The organism is Pollutimonas rozaliensis, assembly GCF_048751585.1.
In the GTDB taxonomy this organism is placed as follows: Bacteria; Pseudomonadota; Gammaproteobacteria; order Burkholderiales; family Burkholderiaceae_B.
The window spans coordinates 473,957-489,433 of the sequence record NZ_JAZHOB010000002.1 but is presented as its reverse complement, the minus strand read 5'-3'; the positions used below and the strand labels follow the sequence as shown (position 1 = coordinate 489,433).

Below are 15,477 nucleotides of genomic sequence, written 5' to 3'. Positions count from 1 at the left end.
TTCCAGTTCGCTTTCTTCTTTACGCTAAGGTCCACATCATGTCAGAACACCCGACGCATGCTCTTCCCTCTTATCTGAATTCCAATGACCTGGGCCCCTGGGGCATTTATCTGGAGCAAGTCGAGCGCGTTACGCCCTACCTGGGCAAGCTTGCCAAATGGGTTGAAACCTTGAAACGCCCGAAACGCTCGCTCATCGTGGACGTGCCCGTCGAACTGGACAACGGCACCATCGCCCACTTCGAGGGGTACCGGGTGCAGCACAACACGACGCGCGGCCCGGGCAAGGGGGGCGTGCGCTTCCACCAGGACGTCACCCTGTCCGAAGTCATGGCGCTGGCGGCCTGGATGTCGGTCAAGACCGCCGCGGTGAATCTGCCTTTCGGCGGCGCCAAGGGCGGCATACGCATCGATCCCCGCAACTACTCGCGGGGCGAGCTTGAGCGCATCACACGCCGCTATACCAGCGAGATCGGCGTGATCATCGGACCGCACAAGGACATACCCGCGCCGGACGTCAACACCAATGCGCAAACCATGGCCTGGATGATGGATACGTATTCCATGAATGAAGGCGCCACGACCACCGGCGTCGTGACCGGCAAGCCGGTTTCACTGGGCGGCAGCCTGGGCCGCGTCGAAGCCACCGGCCGCGGAGTATACGTAGTCGGCTGCGAAGCGGCGCGCGACGCCGGCGTACCCATCGAAGGCGCCCGGGTGGTGATACAGGGCTTCGGCAACGTGGGCGGCACCGCCGCCCGGCTGTTCTATGAAGCCGGCGCCAAGGTCATCGCCATCCAGGACCATACGGGCTGCCTGCATAATGCCAACGGCCTGAACGTGCTGGCCTTGCTGAAGCATTCGGAAGAGCATGGCGGCATTGCCGGCGCCCCCGAGGCCGAAAACCTGACGCCGGCCGAATTCTGGGCGCTCGAAACCGAGCTCCTGATTCCGGCAGCGCTGGAAGGCCAACTGAACGAGCAAAACGCCAACTCGGTGCGCGCCAAGATCGTCATCGAAGGCGCCAACGGACCGACCACGCCGGAAGCCGACGACATCCTGACATCGAACGGCACGCTTATCGTGCCCGACGTGCTGGCCAATGCGGGCGGCGTCACGGTCAGCTACTTCGAGTGGGTTCAGGACTTCTCCAGCTTCTACTGGACCGAGCCCGAAATCAATCATCGCCTGGAAGCCATGATGCGAGCCGCCTATTCGTCGGTATCCGCGGTGGCCAAAGAGCACCAGGTCAGCCAGCGCACGGCCGCCTTCATCACGGCCTGCACCCGCATCCTGGAATCGCGCGAAGTGCGCGGGCTCTACCCCTGATCGGACGCCAGCACCGCGACAGGCAGGCCGGAAAGTACGCCGGCCAGCCTTAGGGTGCCGTCGGGGCCGCCATATGCGGCGGTCCCCCGCAGAACATCGCGCAGCGCCGCGCCCAGATAACGGCGCGGCAGCACCAGCGCCGTCTCTTCCCAGAAGTCCGGCGCTATCGCCGGCAGGCCGCGGCCAGAAGCCATGTCGACGCCGCCCGATACCAGGCGCGGCGCCAGCACGAATACATGACGCTCCCCGCTGCATAGCATGAAGGCCAGCACATGCGCGTGGCGCGCTCCCTGCACGGGCAGCGGAATATACTTTCCCGACGAGAATACCTGCGAAAATTGACGCCGCACTTCCAGCAGGCGCGCCAGCAAGGCCTGCTTGATGCGCCCTGTTTTCCAGTCTGGCAGCATCGCGCAAATATCGGATGGACCGCCGTTCAGGGCTTGCAGGGCGGCGTGGCGGCGCGCGTAATCAACCGGACGGCGATTATCGGGATCCACCAGACTGAAATCCCAGAACTCCGTCCCCTGGTACAAATCCGGCACGCCGGGCGACATTGTCCGCAATACCAGTTGCGCCAGGCTGTTGACGGCGCCCGCCGGCGCCAACCGGGCGGCAAATCCGGCGATGTCGCACAGCAGCCCGTGCTGCGCCTTGCCCGGAAGCAGGCTATCCAGAAACTCCAGGGCGGCTTCCTCCCGCGCCAGGTTCGGCTTGAACCAGCTCGAATCCTGCTTGGCTTCGCGCATTGCCTTGATTTGCCATTCCCGCAGGCGCTGCACATAGCGGCCCACGCCGGCCTCATCGTCCGCATCCAGATCAATCGGCCAAGCCCCAACCATGGTCTGAAACAGCATGTAGCGTTGCGCCAAGCCCGCTGTGGATCCCGGTACGCGGGCGGTTCCGGACCAATGCATCCATCGATGGCAGGCCGTCGCCCACGCATCGGGAATTTCGCTGATGACGGCCAGCCGAGCCCCCACATCCTCTCCCCGCTTGTGATCGTGCGTGGCCGTCGCCAACAGGGAATGCGGAGCGTGGTCGGCCCTCCAGACATTGCGCCGATGAAACATATCGGGCGATATTGCAAACACATCAGGGTCGGAGCCGACCTCATTGCGCGAAATCAACCGGCCAAAGCGATAGAAAGCGGTGTCTTCGACGGATTTCGCCGCCAGCGGCGGCGTCAACTGCTGGAATCGCCGAACGGCTTCGCGCTGCAGCACCCGCGGCGATACGCCCGGCACGGCGTCGTCCGTCGAAAGCGCGATACCCCCCAGGCAGTTGTCCAGCCAGCGTAGCAACCGGTATTCGTTTTCGTCCAGCGCCAATCGGTTCTTCAGCTGCTCCACGAGCGATGCCAGCAGACGGGCGTCGGATTCGTTTCTGCCGTTCTCGCCGGCATAGCTGCGATACACCGGAAAGGCTATCAGCAGTTCATCCAGCATGCGGCCCAGCGCTTCGGTCGTCCAGTCCCTGGAGTCAACGCCCGCCTGCGCAAGACTGGACAGTACCTTCAACAAGCCCTTGCGCTCGGCCACGAAATGCCGCCGCAGCATCAGGCAGCGCGCCTCTGCCACATAGTCCCGCGCCGGACGCTCGCCGCCGGCGATGCCGTTCCATTCTCGCGATAGGGCGGCCTCTCCGGCTGGATCGTGCAGGACGGCGCCGGCCTGGTCCATGAAGTCGTAGCCGGTGCTGCCGTCAACTTGCCAGTCTTCTCCCAGAACCTCATCGGGCGCCAGGATTTTTTCCACAATCAGCCACGGCCGGTCCACCGCAAGACCGACTGGCCGCAGCGGGCTGCGCACATCCAGCGCGGCGCGCAAGCCGTGACAATAATCCAGAGGCCGCGCCAAGCCATCGACATGATCAATGCGCAAGCCGTCCACCAGACCCTCGGCATAAAGACGCAATGGAAGGGAGTGAACGGCATCGAACACTTCCGGCCGTTCCACGCAGACGCCTATCAGTTCGCTTATCTCGAAAAATCGGCGCCAATTGATGCAATCGGCGGCGCAACCCCACCACGCCAGACGATAGTTCTGGCGCTCCAGCAAGGCATGCAAGCGCTGGCGTCCATCCGCATGCCTGCCGTCGTAATGCCTGCGCGCCGCCGAGGCATCCATGCCCGCAAGCCGCAGGGTATCGGGAGCAATCGGATAGCGCATGCCGCAAGCCTCTATCTCTGCCGAAGAGGCCCGTTCGTCGAAGATCAACTCAATATCGCCCTTGCTCAGGCAGCTTCCGTAAGGCTCAGGCAAAAAGGGGGCCAGTATCTTGCCGCGCAAGGCCGGATCGGCGGGCTGCCAATCGATGTCGAACCACCGCGCGTACGGGCTGGCGGCGCCAAGGCGCAGCACATCCCACCACCAAGCGTTGCCGGGATGCGCCGCCATGTGGTTGGGAACGATATCAAGAATCAGCCCCATGCCCTGTGTACGCAAGGCTTGGGACAGCGCCACCAATGCCGGCTCGCCACCCAGCTCGGGATTCACGACCGAATGATCGATGACATCGTAACCGTGCATTGAGCCCGGCCGCGCCTGGGTAATGGGGGAAAGATAGAAGTGGCTGATGCCCAGTTGCGCGTAATAGGGCACTTGGGCCCGCGCATCATTCAGTGTGAAGCCGCCATGCAATTGCAGGCGGACGGTGGCGCGCGGGATGCTCATGCCTCGCCCCTGGCCCGGCGTATCGCGGCAATGCCGGACACTACGCCTCTATCGGTGAATATCTGCTCCACGCTCATGGGCAGAGTCTGCATCCAATTGGGATGAGCCGCTACGCCGGTGCCGGTATGGCCGGGAAGATTCGGCTGATCCTCCATGCCCAGCAAGTCTTCCATCGACACCATGACCAAGGGGCTGGGCGTACTCGCGACAAAGCCAAGGACGGCGTCGCGCGGCACCTCGGCCGTCGGGTTCGCGGCCGCAACCGGAAGGCAACCCGCCGCCTGCATGGCGTTCCACAAGGCCTTTTTCTCGCCTTCGCGCCAGTGCGCGGCCTTGGACCATTGCCCGTGCTCCGGCGCCTCCCCCAGCCGCTCGCGCCAGTGCAGATCGCGCCCACGCCACCAGCCCGCTATCGTAGGCAGATCGTGAGTCGTGGGCATGGCCATCGTCCAGGACGGCCATTGCGAGGGCAAGGAAAACGGAGCGGGCTCTCCACCCTCGCCCGCTTGGCCGTCCCGCTGGAACCACAGTACGCTCATGCCCAGCATGCTTTTCTCCCGCAGCCGTTCGTTGAATCCCTCGGGCACTGTGCCCAGGTTTTCACCCACGACAACGGCCTGGTGCCGCCATGCCTCCAGGGCCAGGAGGCGCAGCATGTCATCCAGCGGATAGCGCAGATAGGCGCCGTCGGCGGGAGACTCCCCCTGTGCGACAAGCCACATGCGTGCCAAACCAAGTATGTGGTCGACTCTGACGCCGCCCGCATACCGGAATGCCGCGCGCAGGATTTCGATGAAGGCCGCGTAGCCGGTATCGCGCAGAGCGCGCGGCGACATGGCGGTCAAGCCCCAGTCCTGGCCCAGCGCCTGATACAAATCGGGCGGAGCGCCGACCGACACCCCGGCTAGGATTTCCTTCTGCCGGCTCCAGGCGTGGCTGCCGCGCGGATCGGTACCTATGGCTAGGTCGGTAATCAAGCCTATGGGCATGCCCGCAACGCGAGCGCCGCGCTGAACATCCTGCATGCCCTTGTGCGCCAGCCACTGCAGGAACACGTGAAAATGGACTTCGTTTTCATGCGCGGCGGCATAGGCGCGCAGACCCGGACTGGATGGATCGCGAAAGTCTTCGGGCCAATCTTGCCAGCCGCTTTCCGCTCCGAAATCCAGGACATGGCGGTCATGCAGCGCCTCGAATCGCGCATGGCTTTCCAAGGCCTCGCCGCCTTCCCGCGAGAACTTCTCCAGATCTTCAAGCAGCGACTTGCCGCCGCGCCTGCGGAAATTATCGTGCATGCGTCTGAGCAGCCGAAGGCGCTGTGGCAGTACCCGCGGCCAATCGATGCGCAATGCGTCCTCGTCCATACGATATCCATCTTCGCGCTCGCCCTGATCCAAAGCCTGCAGGAAGGCATCGTTGCCCAGAACGTGCGCCGGATCGATATACGCCGCATTCAGGAACAGTCGGCTGGATGGGGAGTAGGGGCTGAATCGCTGGGGAGCCGCGCTGAACATGGCGTGGACCGGACTGATCGCCACAGCTGCGGCGCCCTGCCTGCCAGCGTGTTCCGCCAATCGGGCAAGCAGTGAATAATGGCCGGCAGGCTGGCCGCGCAGGCTATAGACCTGTGCGGCCACGCCCCAATGACGGCCTGGGTGGCCGGCCAGCGTTTCGACAGACGGACAACGCGGCGGGCTCACCGCCAATACAAGCTCAGAATCACCGATAGACAAACCGTGGTAACCCGGGCGGCTTACCGGTGCTATCCGCAGCAAGCCGTTCCCGGCGTGCTCTGCCGACCCGCTGCATTGTCCGCCTCCGTCGAGTGCCAGCCGATAAGCCGTGGAGCCTGTATGTGCGAATACGGGCGCCTCGTCCGCCTGGGCGATAACCATGCGGGCGACGGCCTGCCGTGCCTCTTGCTCCAGCCAGCTCCGGCTTTCACTGATCTGGGCGGAGCAGCCGCAAGGCAGTTCCAGTGCGACCAGCATCTTTCGCAGGATCTCATCGCGCACCTGATGCCGTTTACCAAATACATCGGTCCACTGCGTGTCCAGCCCCGCCGCTTGCGCCAGTGCAAGCAGTGCGGCATCGCCGTTCACAGGCCGGCTCACGCCGCCGCTCCATGGTTTTGGCCGGCCTCGGGGTCCACGCACCGCTCCATAGTCGCGACGGTGCTGCAGGCGGCCATGCGTCCATCTTGCAAGCTGCGGCCGGCATGGTCGCCAACCGCGTAGAAAATCCGTTCCTCTGCCGACATGCCTTGTTCCAGTGTTACTTCGTCCGCCGACAGATTGCAATAAATGCGCAGCAGCCCGCCGTCGCTCAACCGCCAAGCCGCCAACAGCGCAAGCGATCCGGTTACCCTGGCCGGCAAGCTCTGCGCTCCTTCCAGATAAGGGCTGACGAACTCACGGCGCGCGGCCAACAGCGTCCGGTACCCCTCGCGCCACTTTTTGCCCTGTGCATCCCGCGCGCCCGAAAAGGGCCATGAGTGCTCCCAGGTATCCACATCGTTGGGATCGGGTATGCGATCTCTTGCGCGCGGATCGGAGAAGGGCGGAAAAGCGGCGAATTCCTTGCGCCGCCCCTCGCGCACGGCCTTGGCCAGCGCGGGATCCTTGAAACTGGTGAAATAAAGAAATGGCGCTGTCGATCCGTACTCTTCGCCCATGAAGATCAAGGGGATATGCGGCGTCAGCAATTGCAGGGCGATGGCCGCTCGCAGACCCTCCGTTTTCTTGCCGCAAAGCGTCAATAGGCGCTCACCGCAGGCTCGATTACCGATCTGATCATGGTTTTGCAGAAAGAACACGAACGCCGAAGGGGGCAGGCCGGCGCTGGATTCGCCGCGGGGCCGGCCGCCACGCCAAGCGCTGGGCTGGCCCTGATACAGGAAGCCTTCGCTCAGGCAGCGGCCCAGTTCGCTCGCGCAGTCTTGGCCATAGGCGGCGTAATACCCGTGGCTTTCCCCCGTCAGAATGCGGTGCAGCACATGATGCGCATCATCGTTCCACTGAGCGTCGAAGCCTTTCTTCAGCAGGCTCGCCGCGTTATCGTCGTTCTCCAGAATCAGATGAACGTGGCGCTCCGGGTCCAGGTGGCTACGGACGAAGCTTGCCATTTCCGGCAGCCAATCGGGATCGGAGATGGCATGCACAGCATCCAGGCGCAAACCGTCGAATCGATACTCCCGCAACCAGTACAACGCATTCTCGGCAAAGAAAGAGCGCACCTGACTTCTGCCAAAGTCGATCGCCGGACCCCATGGAGTGACCCGATCTTGCCGAAAAAACTCGGGCGCATAGCTGGGCAGATAATTCCCTTCAGGGCCGAAATGGTTGTAGACCACATCCAGGAACACCTGTATGCCCATGCAATGCGCCGTATCGATAAGCAGCCGCAGATCGTCGGGGCTGCCGTAGGCGCAATCGGGCGCATACGGCAGAACACCGTCGTAGCCCCAATTGCGCGGCCCCGGAAAGTCGGCTATCGGCATGAGTTCGATGGCCGTAATACCCAATTCCGACAGATCGGCCAGCCGCTCCTGCACACCCCGAAAGCCGCCGGCCAGCCCAACATGGATTTCGTACAGCACCGTCTGCTTCCATGGCAGCCCGAGCCAATCATTATTGCGCCATGGATAGGCACTGGTATCCGCGACGATGCTGGCATCGTGAATATCGCCGTCCTGCAGCCGCGAAGCCGGGTCGGGCACGCGCAAAACGCCATCGATATGATATCGATAGCGCGTGCCCGGCGCGCAGGCGCAAATAAGCTCGTGAAACCCCTGCCCGGACGTCTCCATGGGCCGGGGAGGCTGGCTGGCCAGCTCCAGGCAAACCTGCCGGGCCCCAGGCGCCCATATGCGGAAGCGTACCGCCCCCCCTCCGATACATACTGCGCCGAAGGCGTAATCGAAACCGCTGTCTGGCGCGGTGCTCGCCGCGCACCGGTAGGCTGGCCGTGACTTTTTGCCCGTGGGTTGGGTCCTAAGCATAAGGGCGCTCCACATCAACCGTCGCGGCCAGCAAGACCAGGCCATGGGCGCAAACGATCACGCTGCCGCCTTTCACCGGACCGGACAATGCATCGGGATGGGCCGAATCCAGTTCGCGAATCCAGGCGTAGTCCGGCGCTGGCAGCTGGAACTCGATGTCGTCGTCTCCCGCATTGACCAGCAACAGCGACAGGTCGATCATATCGCCCGCAGGGCAGGCGCGCCGCATGCCCAGGACCCGCCCCTCGGCGAACTCCCAGGCTTCGGGGCTCATGGCTTGCCCATCCATGTCGAACCACGCAACTCGCGCCACGCCGGGCAGGACTTCCTCGCCGCCGTCCATGAAGCGCGGCATGCGCACGGACATGTGCGCACGCCTTAGCGCGGCCAGTTTCCCAGCGAAGGCCGTCAGCCGGCGCCCCGCGGGCTCCGCCGCCTGCGCCCAGTCCAGCCAGGATGTCTCGTTATCCTGGCAATAGGCATTGTTGTTGCCGCCCTGGCTATTGCCGAACTCATCGCCCGCCAGCAACATCGGCGTGCCATTAGAGAAGAACACGGTGGCCAGCATGGAACGCAGGACCCGATCGCGCAAAGCCAGGATAGCCGGGTCTTTCGTCTGGCCTTCCTCGCCCCAGTTGTTGCTGAAGTTCTCACCATGCCCGTCGGCGTTCTCGTCGCCATTGGCCTCGTTATGCTTATCGTTGTAGCTGACCACGTCCCTGGCCGTAAAACCGTCGTGCGAAGCCAGGAAGTTAATGGATGCCCAAGGCCGGCGATGGCGCCTGTCGAAGATATCGGGCGTTGCCATCAGCCATCCGGCCAGGTCGCCGCGCAAACCGGCCTCTCCCACCCAAAAGCGGCGGATGCCGTCCCTGAACTTATCGTTCCATTCCGCGAAGCCGGGCGGATGATTGCCCAGCTGATAGCCGTCGGGACCCGTGTCCCAGGGCTCGGAAATCAGCTTCAGGCGCGACAGGACGGGATCCTGGCCTATGGCATCGAAGAATCCCGAGCCTTGGTCGAAGCCGGTTCCCTCGCGCCCCAGCGTAACGCCAAGATCGAAGCGGAAGCCGTCGATACGATAGCTTTGCGCCCAGTAGCGCAGCGAGTCCATCACCATTTGCAGCACGCGCGGGTGAGACAGGTTGACCGTGTTACCGCAGCCGGTGTCGTTGATGTAGTAGCGCTCCTCGCCCGGTATCAGGCGGTAGTAGCTGGCATTGTCCAGCCCGCGCCAGGATAGCGTGGGCCCCAGCTCGTTGCCCTCCGCCGTGTGGTTGTAGACCACGTCCAGAATCACTTCTATTCCGGCGCTTTGCAAGCGGCGGATCGCCATGCGCAAATCGTTGGTCTTGCCATGAGTCAGGTAAGCCGGTTCGGGCGCGAAAAAGGCCAGTGTGTTGTAGCCCCAATAATTGCGCAAGCCGCGCTCAACCAGGAAGTGGTCCTGCAGGAAGGCGTGCACCGGCATGAGCTCGATAGCCGTTACACCCAGTTTGTGCAGGTGGTCGATGAAACGCGGATTGGCGAGCCCCTCGCTACTGCCCCGCAGTTCGCGCCGCAGATCGTCGCGGCGCATGGACACGCCGCGCACATGCGCCTCATAGATAACCGTTTCCGCCCATGGCGTGCATGGACGGCTCTGTCCGCCCCAATTGAAGCTCTCGCCCGTGACCACGCATTTGGGCACCAGGGCGGCGGAATCGCGCCGATCCAGGCTCAGGTCGCCCTTGGGATGCTGGACACGATAGCCGAACAGTGCGTCCGACCAGCGCAGCGGCCCATCCAGCTTGCGCGCATAAGGGTCGATGAGGAGCTTTTGCGGATTGAAACGATGGCCCCGCTTGGGATCGTAAGGGCCATATGCGCGATACCCGTACAGCAGGCCGGGCTCGGCGTCGGGCAGATAGCCGTGCCAGATCTCATCGGTGCATTCGGGCAGGGTATAGCGACGCAGTTCCTTGCGGCCCCTGGCATCGAAAATGCATAATTCGATTTTACTGGCGTTGGCCGAAAATACGGCAAAGTTCACGCCCAACCCATCGCTGATCGCCCCCAGCGGGTAGGGTAGTCCTGAAGCCAGGCGATCAGGCAAGGAACCGTTCATCATGACTTACCTTCCGCTATGAAAATCAAGGTCGCCAGAGGCGGCAGCGAAAGCGACAGCGACTGCCCGTACCCATGCATGGGCTGCGCAATCGTGTCGGCCGACCCGGCGTTGCCCACCCCGGATCCGCCGTAGGCTTGGGCATCGGTATTCAGGCGCTCCGACCAGCGTCCCGCAATGGGCACGCCTATCCCGTATGCCATGCGCGGCACCGGTGTCATATTGCTGACGGCCAGCGCCGTCTGTCCATTGTGTCGGCGTAGAAACGCAAACACGCTGTTGGCATCGTCATCGCCCACTACCCACGCAAATCCTTCCGGGACCGCGTCGCCCCCATAAAGCGCCGGCGTATTCCGATACAGCATATTCAGATCACGCAGCAAGTCCATCACGCCGGAATGCAAACTGTCGCCCAGCGCTCCCCAGTCCAGCTGCGCATCATGATTCCATTCGCTTTCCTGGGCAAGCTCGCCGCCCATGAAAAGCAGTTTCTTGCCGGGATGCGCCCACATGAATCCGTAGTAGGCGCGAAGATTGGCGTAGCGCTGCCAACGGTCGCCCGGCATCTTGCCAACCAGCGATCCTTTGCCGTGCACGACCTCGTCGTGCGATAGCGGCAGGATGAAACGCTCGGAGTAGGCGTATATCATGCCGAAAGTCATATCGTGATGGTGGTAGCGGCGATGCACCGGATCGTGCCCCATGTAGCGCAAGGTGTCATGCATCCAGCCCATGTTCCATTTGTACTGGAAGCCCAGCCCGCCCTCGCTTGCGGGCCGGGTCACGCCCGGCCAGGCGGTGGACTCCTCCGCGATGATGATCGCTCCCGGACATGCCTGCGCCACATCGGTGTTCAACTGCCGAAGAAAATCCACCGCCTCGAGATTCTCGCGTCCGCCGTAACGATTGGGCGTCCACTGTCCCGGCTCGCGGCTGTAATCCAGATACAACATGGACGCCACCGCATCGACCCGCAAGCCGTCCACGTGATAACGCCGCAGCCACTCCAGCGCGCTGGCCAGCAGAAAGTTGCGCACCTCGTTGCGGCCCATGTTGTAAATCAACGTGTCCCAGTCGGGATGCAGGCCTTGCTTGGGGTCGGCATGCTCATACAGCGCCGTGCCGTCGAACCAGGCCAGGCCATGGGGATCCGACGGAAAATGCGCGGGGACCCAATCCAGGATCAAGGCAAGGCCCGCCTGATGGCAAGCATCCACAAAGCCGGCGAATTCGGCGGGCGTCCCATAGCGGGCCGAAGGAGCGAACATGCCCAGGGGCTGATAGCCCCAGGAACCGCCGAAGGGATGCTCCGTAATCGGCATCAGTTCCAGATGGGTGAAGCCCATGCGCGCCGCATGCTCGATCAGGCGCGGGCCTACCGTAGACCAAAGGCTGCCTTCTTCCTTCGGATGCATCCAGGAACCCAGATGCGCTTCATAGATGGAGATCGGCGCATCCGCCCGCTGCCTGGCTTCGCGCCCGGCCATCCAATCGCCATCGGTCCATCGGAAGTCGGCGGGCTCGGGCACCACGGATGCCGTGGCCGGCGGCAACTCGGTTTGACGGGCAAGGGGGTCGGCTTTCAATGCCAGCAGTTCGCCGTTGGCCGCCAACAATTCAAATTTGTACAGGGCTCCCGCGCCTACTTCGGGAATAAACAATTCCCATACGCCGCACTCGGGGCGCAAGCGCATGAGATGCCTGCGCCCGTCCCAATCGTTGAAATCACCCACCACGGCGACGCGGCGGGCGTTGGGCGCCCACACGGCAAAGCGGGTGCCTTCCATTCCTTCCACCGCCATGGCATGCGCTCCCAGGCAATCCGCCAACTGCCAGTGGCGCCCTTCCGCGATGAGATGCATATCCAGCTCGCCCAGCAGCGCGCCCTCCCTGCCGGCCTGGCTGGGGCCGCGTGTGTCGTCCCTGGATGATTTCGTGGTTTCCCGCTTCATGGTTAGCCCTTGTCCTTGCCCTGTTCGGTTCGTCCCGCAAGCAGGCGGCGGGCGACACGAAGCAAGCCTTCCAGCGGAATGCCCAGCCAGTCGGGGCGGTGCGCCGCTTCGTAGCAAATTTCGTAGGTGGCCTTCTCCAACAAGGCCAGCTCCAGCAGGGATCCACCCTCCATGACGGGTTTGGCAGGAGCGCTTTCATCAGCGGGATGATCCTGCGTGTCCCGGACGCCTTGCCGATAGCCGTCCAGGAACGATGTCGTGGCGCTGGTGCAGAACTGTTCCAGGAGAATGCGCCTTTGCTGTGGAAGGGCGGCCCCTCCCATGGCGGCGGGGGCCAGGCCGCCGCCTTCGGCCATTGCGGAATCCGCGCCTATGGGTTCCGCGGCGGCATCCGATGCCAGGAAGGCGGCGCAGGCATAATCGAAGGAGCGCAGCAAGCCGGCCACATCGCGCCATGGACAGCTTTTCCCACGGCGCTGTTCCAGTGAACGCGCCGGCTCACCTTCAAAATCGATCAGATAAACATCGTTCTGGGAAATAAGCACTTGGCCCAGATGAAAGTCCCCATGAATGCGGGTTCGCATCGTGCCGGCCAGCGCCAGTGCCTGGATGCCGATCTCTTCCATCAATGCTTTCTTCAAAGACTTGAGTTCATCAAGTTGAAGGACTCCCGCCTCGGAAAGCGTGGATCTGCGAGCAGCGGCGGCCTTCATGGCGGCATTGAACAGATCCCGGATATCTTTCGCCCATGCCTGCGCATCGTCCTTGCCGGCCTTTTCAGGCTGGAAAGCCGGATCGTCGCAAGGCAAGGCCAGCACCGCATGCAACTGTGCCAGGCGCTGCCCTATCGTCGCGGCGATCGTTGTATAACCCAATAAGTCTTCGCGGTAGTCGGCCTGGCTTTCACCGATCAGCGCGGCATTTTCCAGCGTACGCTTCAGATAATCTTGCGTCCAGCCCCAGGCGTCGCCCTGATTCGGTATGCGGGCGTGCAGCAGGGCCAGCGTATGCGGAGTTCCATCCTCATCCACGCGCACGAGCTCTCCAAGCAATGCGGCGGAATTGCCATAGCCCAACAAGGTCAATTGACGAGTCATTTCAGCTTCCGGGTGCACGCCGGCCGTGACATGGCGCAACAACTTCAGGACAGCCAGGCTGCCCAGCAGCATTGAACTATTGGACTGCTCGCCGTGAAACCAGTCCACGGTCAGGTCTTCCGGCCAGTCCATGGTTTGCAGCCCAGGTTCCGCCCGAAAATGCAGCAGGGACCGTCCGCGGCTGACATCGATGGATATCTGCCGCTCTTTCCGCCAGCTCTCCAGCAAGGCTTGCGAGAAGTCCGGCAGGGAATAGGCATCGGTGGCCAGACCCAGCTCAGAGCCCCTGCGTACTCGGGCCATTGCGTACTGGGCCGGCATGCCATCGATCGTTTCAGACCATATCAAGGCCAGCGGCAGGAAATAACGTTGCGATCCATCATCTCCCGGGACATCGAACTCGGCCAGGAACAGCTCGCCGTGATCGGCGGCGCTCGACGATAGCGGAACGATGTACGCGATCTCGACGGAATCGGGCGCCCGCCCGCCGGCATACCATCGCTGGCGCTCAAAATAAAGCGGCAGGACCTGATTGCACAAGGCTTTGCGCGAGCCTTCCACCAATTGATATCCCGTCTTTCGGCGCAACACCAGAGTCACGTATTCCGGCATTTGCGGCGGGCTGCTCGCATGCCAGGCGGGCGGGGCGGCGCTATCGCTCAGCTCGAACCAATAAAAGCCATAAGGGGGAAGCGTGAGCAGGTAGGGCAGTGTCCCGATGGTGGGGAAAGGCGTGCCGCCCAGCAACTCGATGGGCACCCTGCCGGCCATGGGGGCCAAATCCAGTTCGACCGGCTGCGAAGCGTCGGAGAGATTGGCGACGCACAGCAGCGCGGTTCCTTCATACTCTCTCTGATAGGCCAGGATCTTCCGGTTTCCCGGAAATAGAAAGCGCAAGCTGCCACGGCCGAAAACATGGGTTTGCTGGCGTTTGGCCAGCATGCGCCGCGTCCAGTTGAGCAGGGAATGCGGGTCGCGCTGCTGGGCTTCGACGTTGACGGCCTCATAGCCGTACAAAGGGCCCATCAAGACCGGCAGCGACAGTCTTTCAGGATCCGCCCGCGAAAACCCGCCGTTCCGATCGGGACTCCATTGCATAGGCGTTCGGACGCCGTCGCGATCGCCCAGGTGAATGTTGTCGCCCATGCCGATTTCGTCTCCGTAATACAGCACCGGTGTGCCCGGCATGGAAAGCAGCAGGCTGTTCATGAGTTCGATGCGGCGCCGGTCGCGCTCCAGCAACGGCGCCAGGCGCCGCCGTATTCCCAGGTTGATGCGTGCGCGCCGGTCGACGGCATAGACATCCCATAAATAATCGCGTTCGCTGCTGGTTACCATCTCCAGGGTCAGCTCGTCGTGATTGCGCAGGAAAATTGCCCATTGGCAGCCCTCAGGAATCTCGGGCGTCTGCTGCATGATGTCCGTGATCGGCAGCCGATCGGCCCGGGCAATGGCCATGTACATGCGCGGCATCAATGGAAAATGAAAGGACATGTGGCATTCATCGCCCTGCCCGAAGTATTCTTGCGCGTCCTCGGGCCATTGATTGGCTTCGGCCAAAAGCATGCGATCAGGGTATTCCTGGTCCAGGGCGGCGCGTATGCGCTTGAGGATTTCATGCGTTTCCGGCAGGTTCTCGTTGTTGGTGCCCTCGCGCTCGACCAGATAGGGCACGGCATCCAGCCGCAAGCCGTCCACACCCATGTCGAGCCAGAACCGCATGACGCCGATCACCGCTTCCAGCACCCGAGGGTTGTCGTAGTTCAGATCGGGTTGGTGCGAATAGAAACGATGCCAGAAATAAGCGCCCGCGACGGGATCCCACGTCCAGTTGGACTTTTCGGTGTCGCAGAAAATGATGCGTGTGCCCGCATAGGCCTGATCGTTATCGGACCAGACATAGAAATTCCGGGCCGCCGAGCCCGGCTTGGCGCGCCGCGCGCGCTGGAACCAGGCATGCTGGTCCGAGGTATGGTTGACGACTAACTCGGTAATGACGCGCAAACCGCGCGCATGCGCGGCGCGTATGAGCTTCCTGACGTCGGGAAGCGCTCCGTAATCCTCATGCACGCCGCGGTACTCGGCAATGTCATAGCCATCGTCAAGCCGGGGGGACGGGTAGAACGGCAACAGCCAGACCGTATTGACACCCAAGCCGGCAATGTAATCCAGTTTCGTGATCAGTCCGGCGAAATCACCCTGGCCGTCATCGTTCGCATCGAAGAACGACTTGACATGCAATTGGTAGATGACCGCGTCTTTGTACCAGAGCGGGTCATGCGCTTGTTCTGATCTGTCTTTTACTGCCTGGGTCATGA

The 15,477-nt window shown here is 62.7% G+C and carries 7 protein-coding genes; 1 reads left to right on the top strand and 6 read right to left on the bottom strand.

Annotation, left to right across the window (positions count from 1 at the left end; genetic code table 11):
- The first annotated feature begins 38 nt into the window (after positions 1-38).
- Entirely contained in the window at positions 39-1,328 is a 1,290-nt protein-coding gene (locus tag V0R37_RS05505) for a Glu/Leu/Phe/Val family dehydrogenase (RefSeq protein ID WP_420373538.1), read from the top strand.
- Here V0R37_RS05505 and treY read toward each other — a convergent pair.
- The 6 genes from treY to treS all read right to left on the bottom strand — a co-directional run bounded on the left by treY (position 1,319) and on the right by treS (position 15,475).
- Positions 1,319-4,003: a malto-oligosyltrehalose synthase gene (treY, locus tag V0R37_RS05500; protein WP_420373537.1), complete on the bottom strand. Its 2,685-nt coding sequence runs from the start codon at positions 4,001-4,003 to the stop codon at positions 1,319-1,321. The two genes, V0R37_RS05505 and treY, sit on opposite strands and share 10 nt — an antisense overlap.
- Entirely contained in the window at positions 4,000-6,117 is a 2,118-nt protein-coding gene (gene malQ, locus V0R37_RS05495) for a 4-alpha-glucanotransferase (RefSeq protein ID WP_420373536.1), read from the bottom strand. Before malQ ends, treY begins: the two co-directional genes overlap by 4 nt.
- Complete coding sequence (gene treZ, locus V0R37_RS05490) at positions 6,114-8,003, bottom strand: malto-oligosyltrehalose trehalohydrolase (protein WP_420373535.1); 1,890 nt, start codon at positions 8,001-8,003, stop codon at positions 6,114-6,116. The genes malQ and treZ overlap by 4 nt, the downstream gene beginning before the upstream one ends.
- On the bottom strand, positions 7,996-10,110 hold the full coding sequence (glgX, locus tag V0R37_RS05485; RefSeq protein ID WP_420373646.1) for a glycogen debranching protein GlgX: 2,115 nt from the start codon (positions 10,108-10,110) through the stop codon (positions 7,996-7,998). The genes treZ and glgX overlap by 8 nt, the downstream gene beginning before the upstream one ends.
- The gene (glgB, locus tag V0R37_RS05480; RefSeq protein ID WP_420373645.1) at positions 10,110-11,972 is read right to left on the bottom strand and encodes a 1,4-alpha-glucan branching protein GlgB; all 1,863 of its coding nucleotides are present in this window, start codon (positions 11,970-11,972) and stop codon (positions 10,110-10,112) included. The genes glgX and glgB overlap by 1 nt, the downstream gene beginning before the upstream one ends.
- 92 nt (positions 11,973-12,064) lie before the next feature.
- The gene (gene treS / locus V0R37_RS05475; protein WP_420373534.1) at positions 12,065-15,475 is read right to left on the bottom strand and encodes a maltose alpha-D-glucosyltransferase; all 3,411 of its coding nucleotides are present in this window, start codon (positions 15,473-15,475) and stop codon (positions 12,065-12,067) included.
- Between the last annotated feature and the right edge of the window lie 2 nt (positions 15,476-15,477).

What these genes read in the sequence shown, in the direction of transcription:
- V0R37_RS05505 (WP_420373538.1), top strand. Translation starts at nt 39, where the DNA reads ATGTCAGAACACCCGACGCATGCTCTTCCCTCTTATCTGAATTCCAAT.
- treY (WP_420373537.1), bottom strand. Translation starts at nt 4,003, where the DNA reads ATGAGCATCCCGCGCGCCACCGTCCGCCTGCAATTGCATGGCGGCTTC.
- treZ (WP_420373535.1), bottom strand. Translation starts at nt 8,003, where the DNA reads ATGCTTAGGACCCAACCCACGGGCAAAAAGTCACGGCCAGCCTACCGG.
- glgX (WP_420373646.1), bottom strand. Translation starts at nt 10,110, where the DNA reads ATGAACGGTTCCTTGCCTGATCGCCTGGCTTCAGGACTACCCTACCCG.
- glgB (WP_420373645.1), bottom strand. Translation starts at nt 11,972, where the DNA reads ATGCATCTCATCGCGGAAGGGCGCCACTGGCAGTTGGCGGATTGCCTG.
- treS (WP_420373534.1), bottom strand. Translation starts at nt 15,475, where the DNA reads ATGACCCAGGCAGTAAAAGACAGATCAGAACAAGCGCATGACCCGCTC.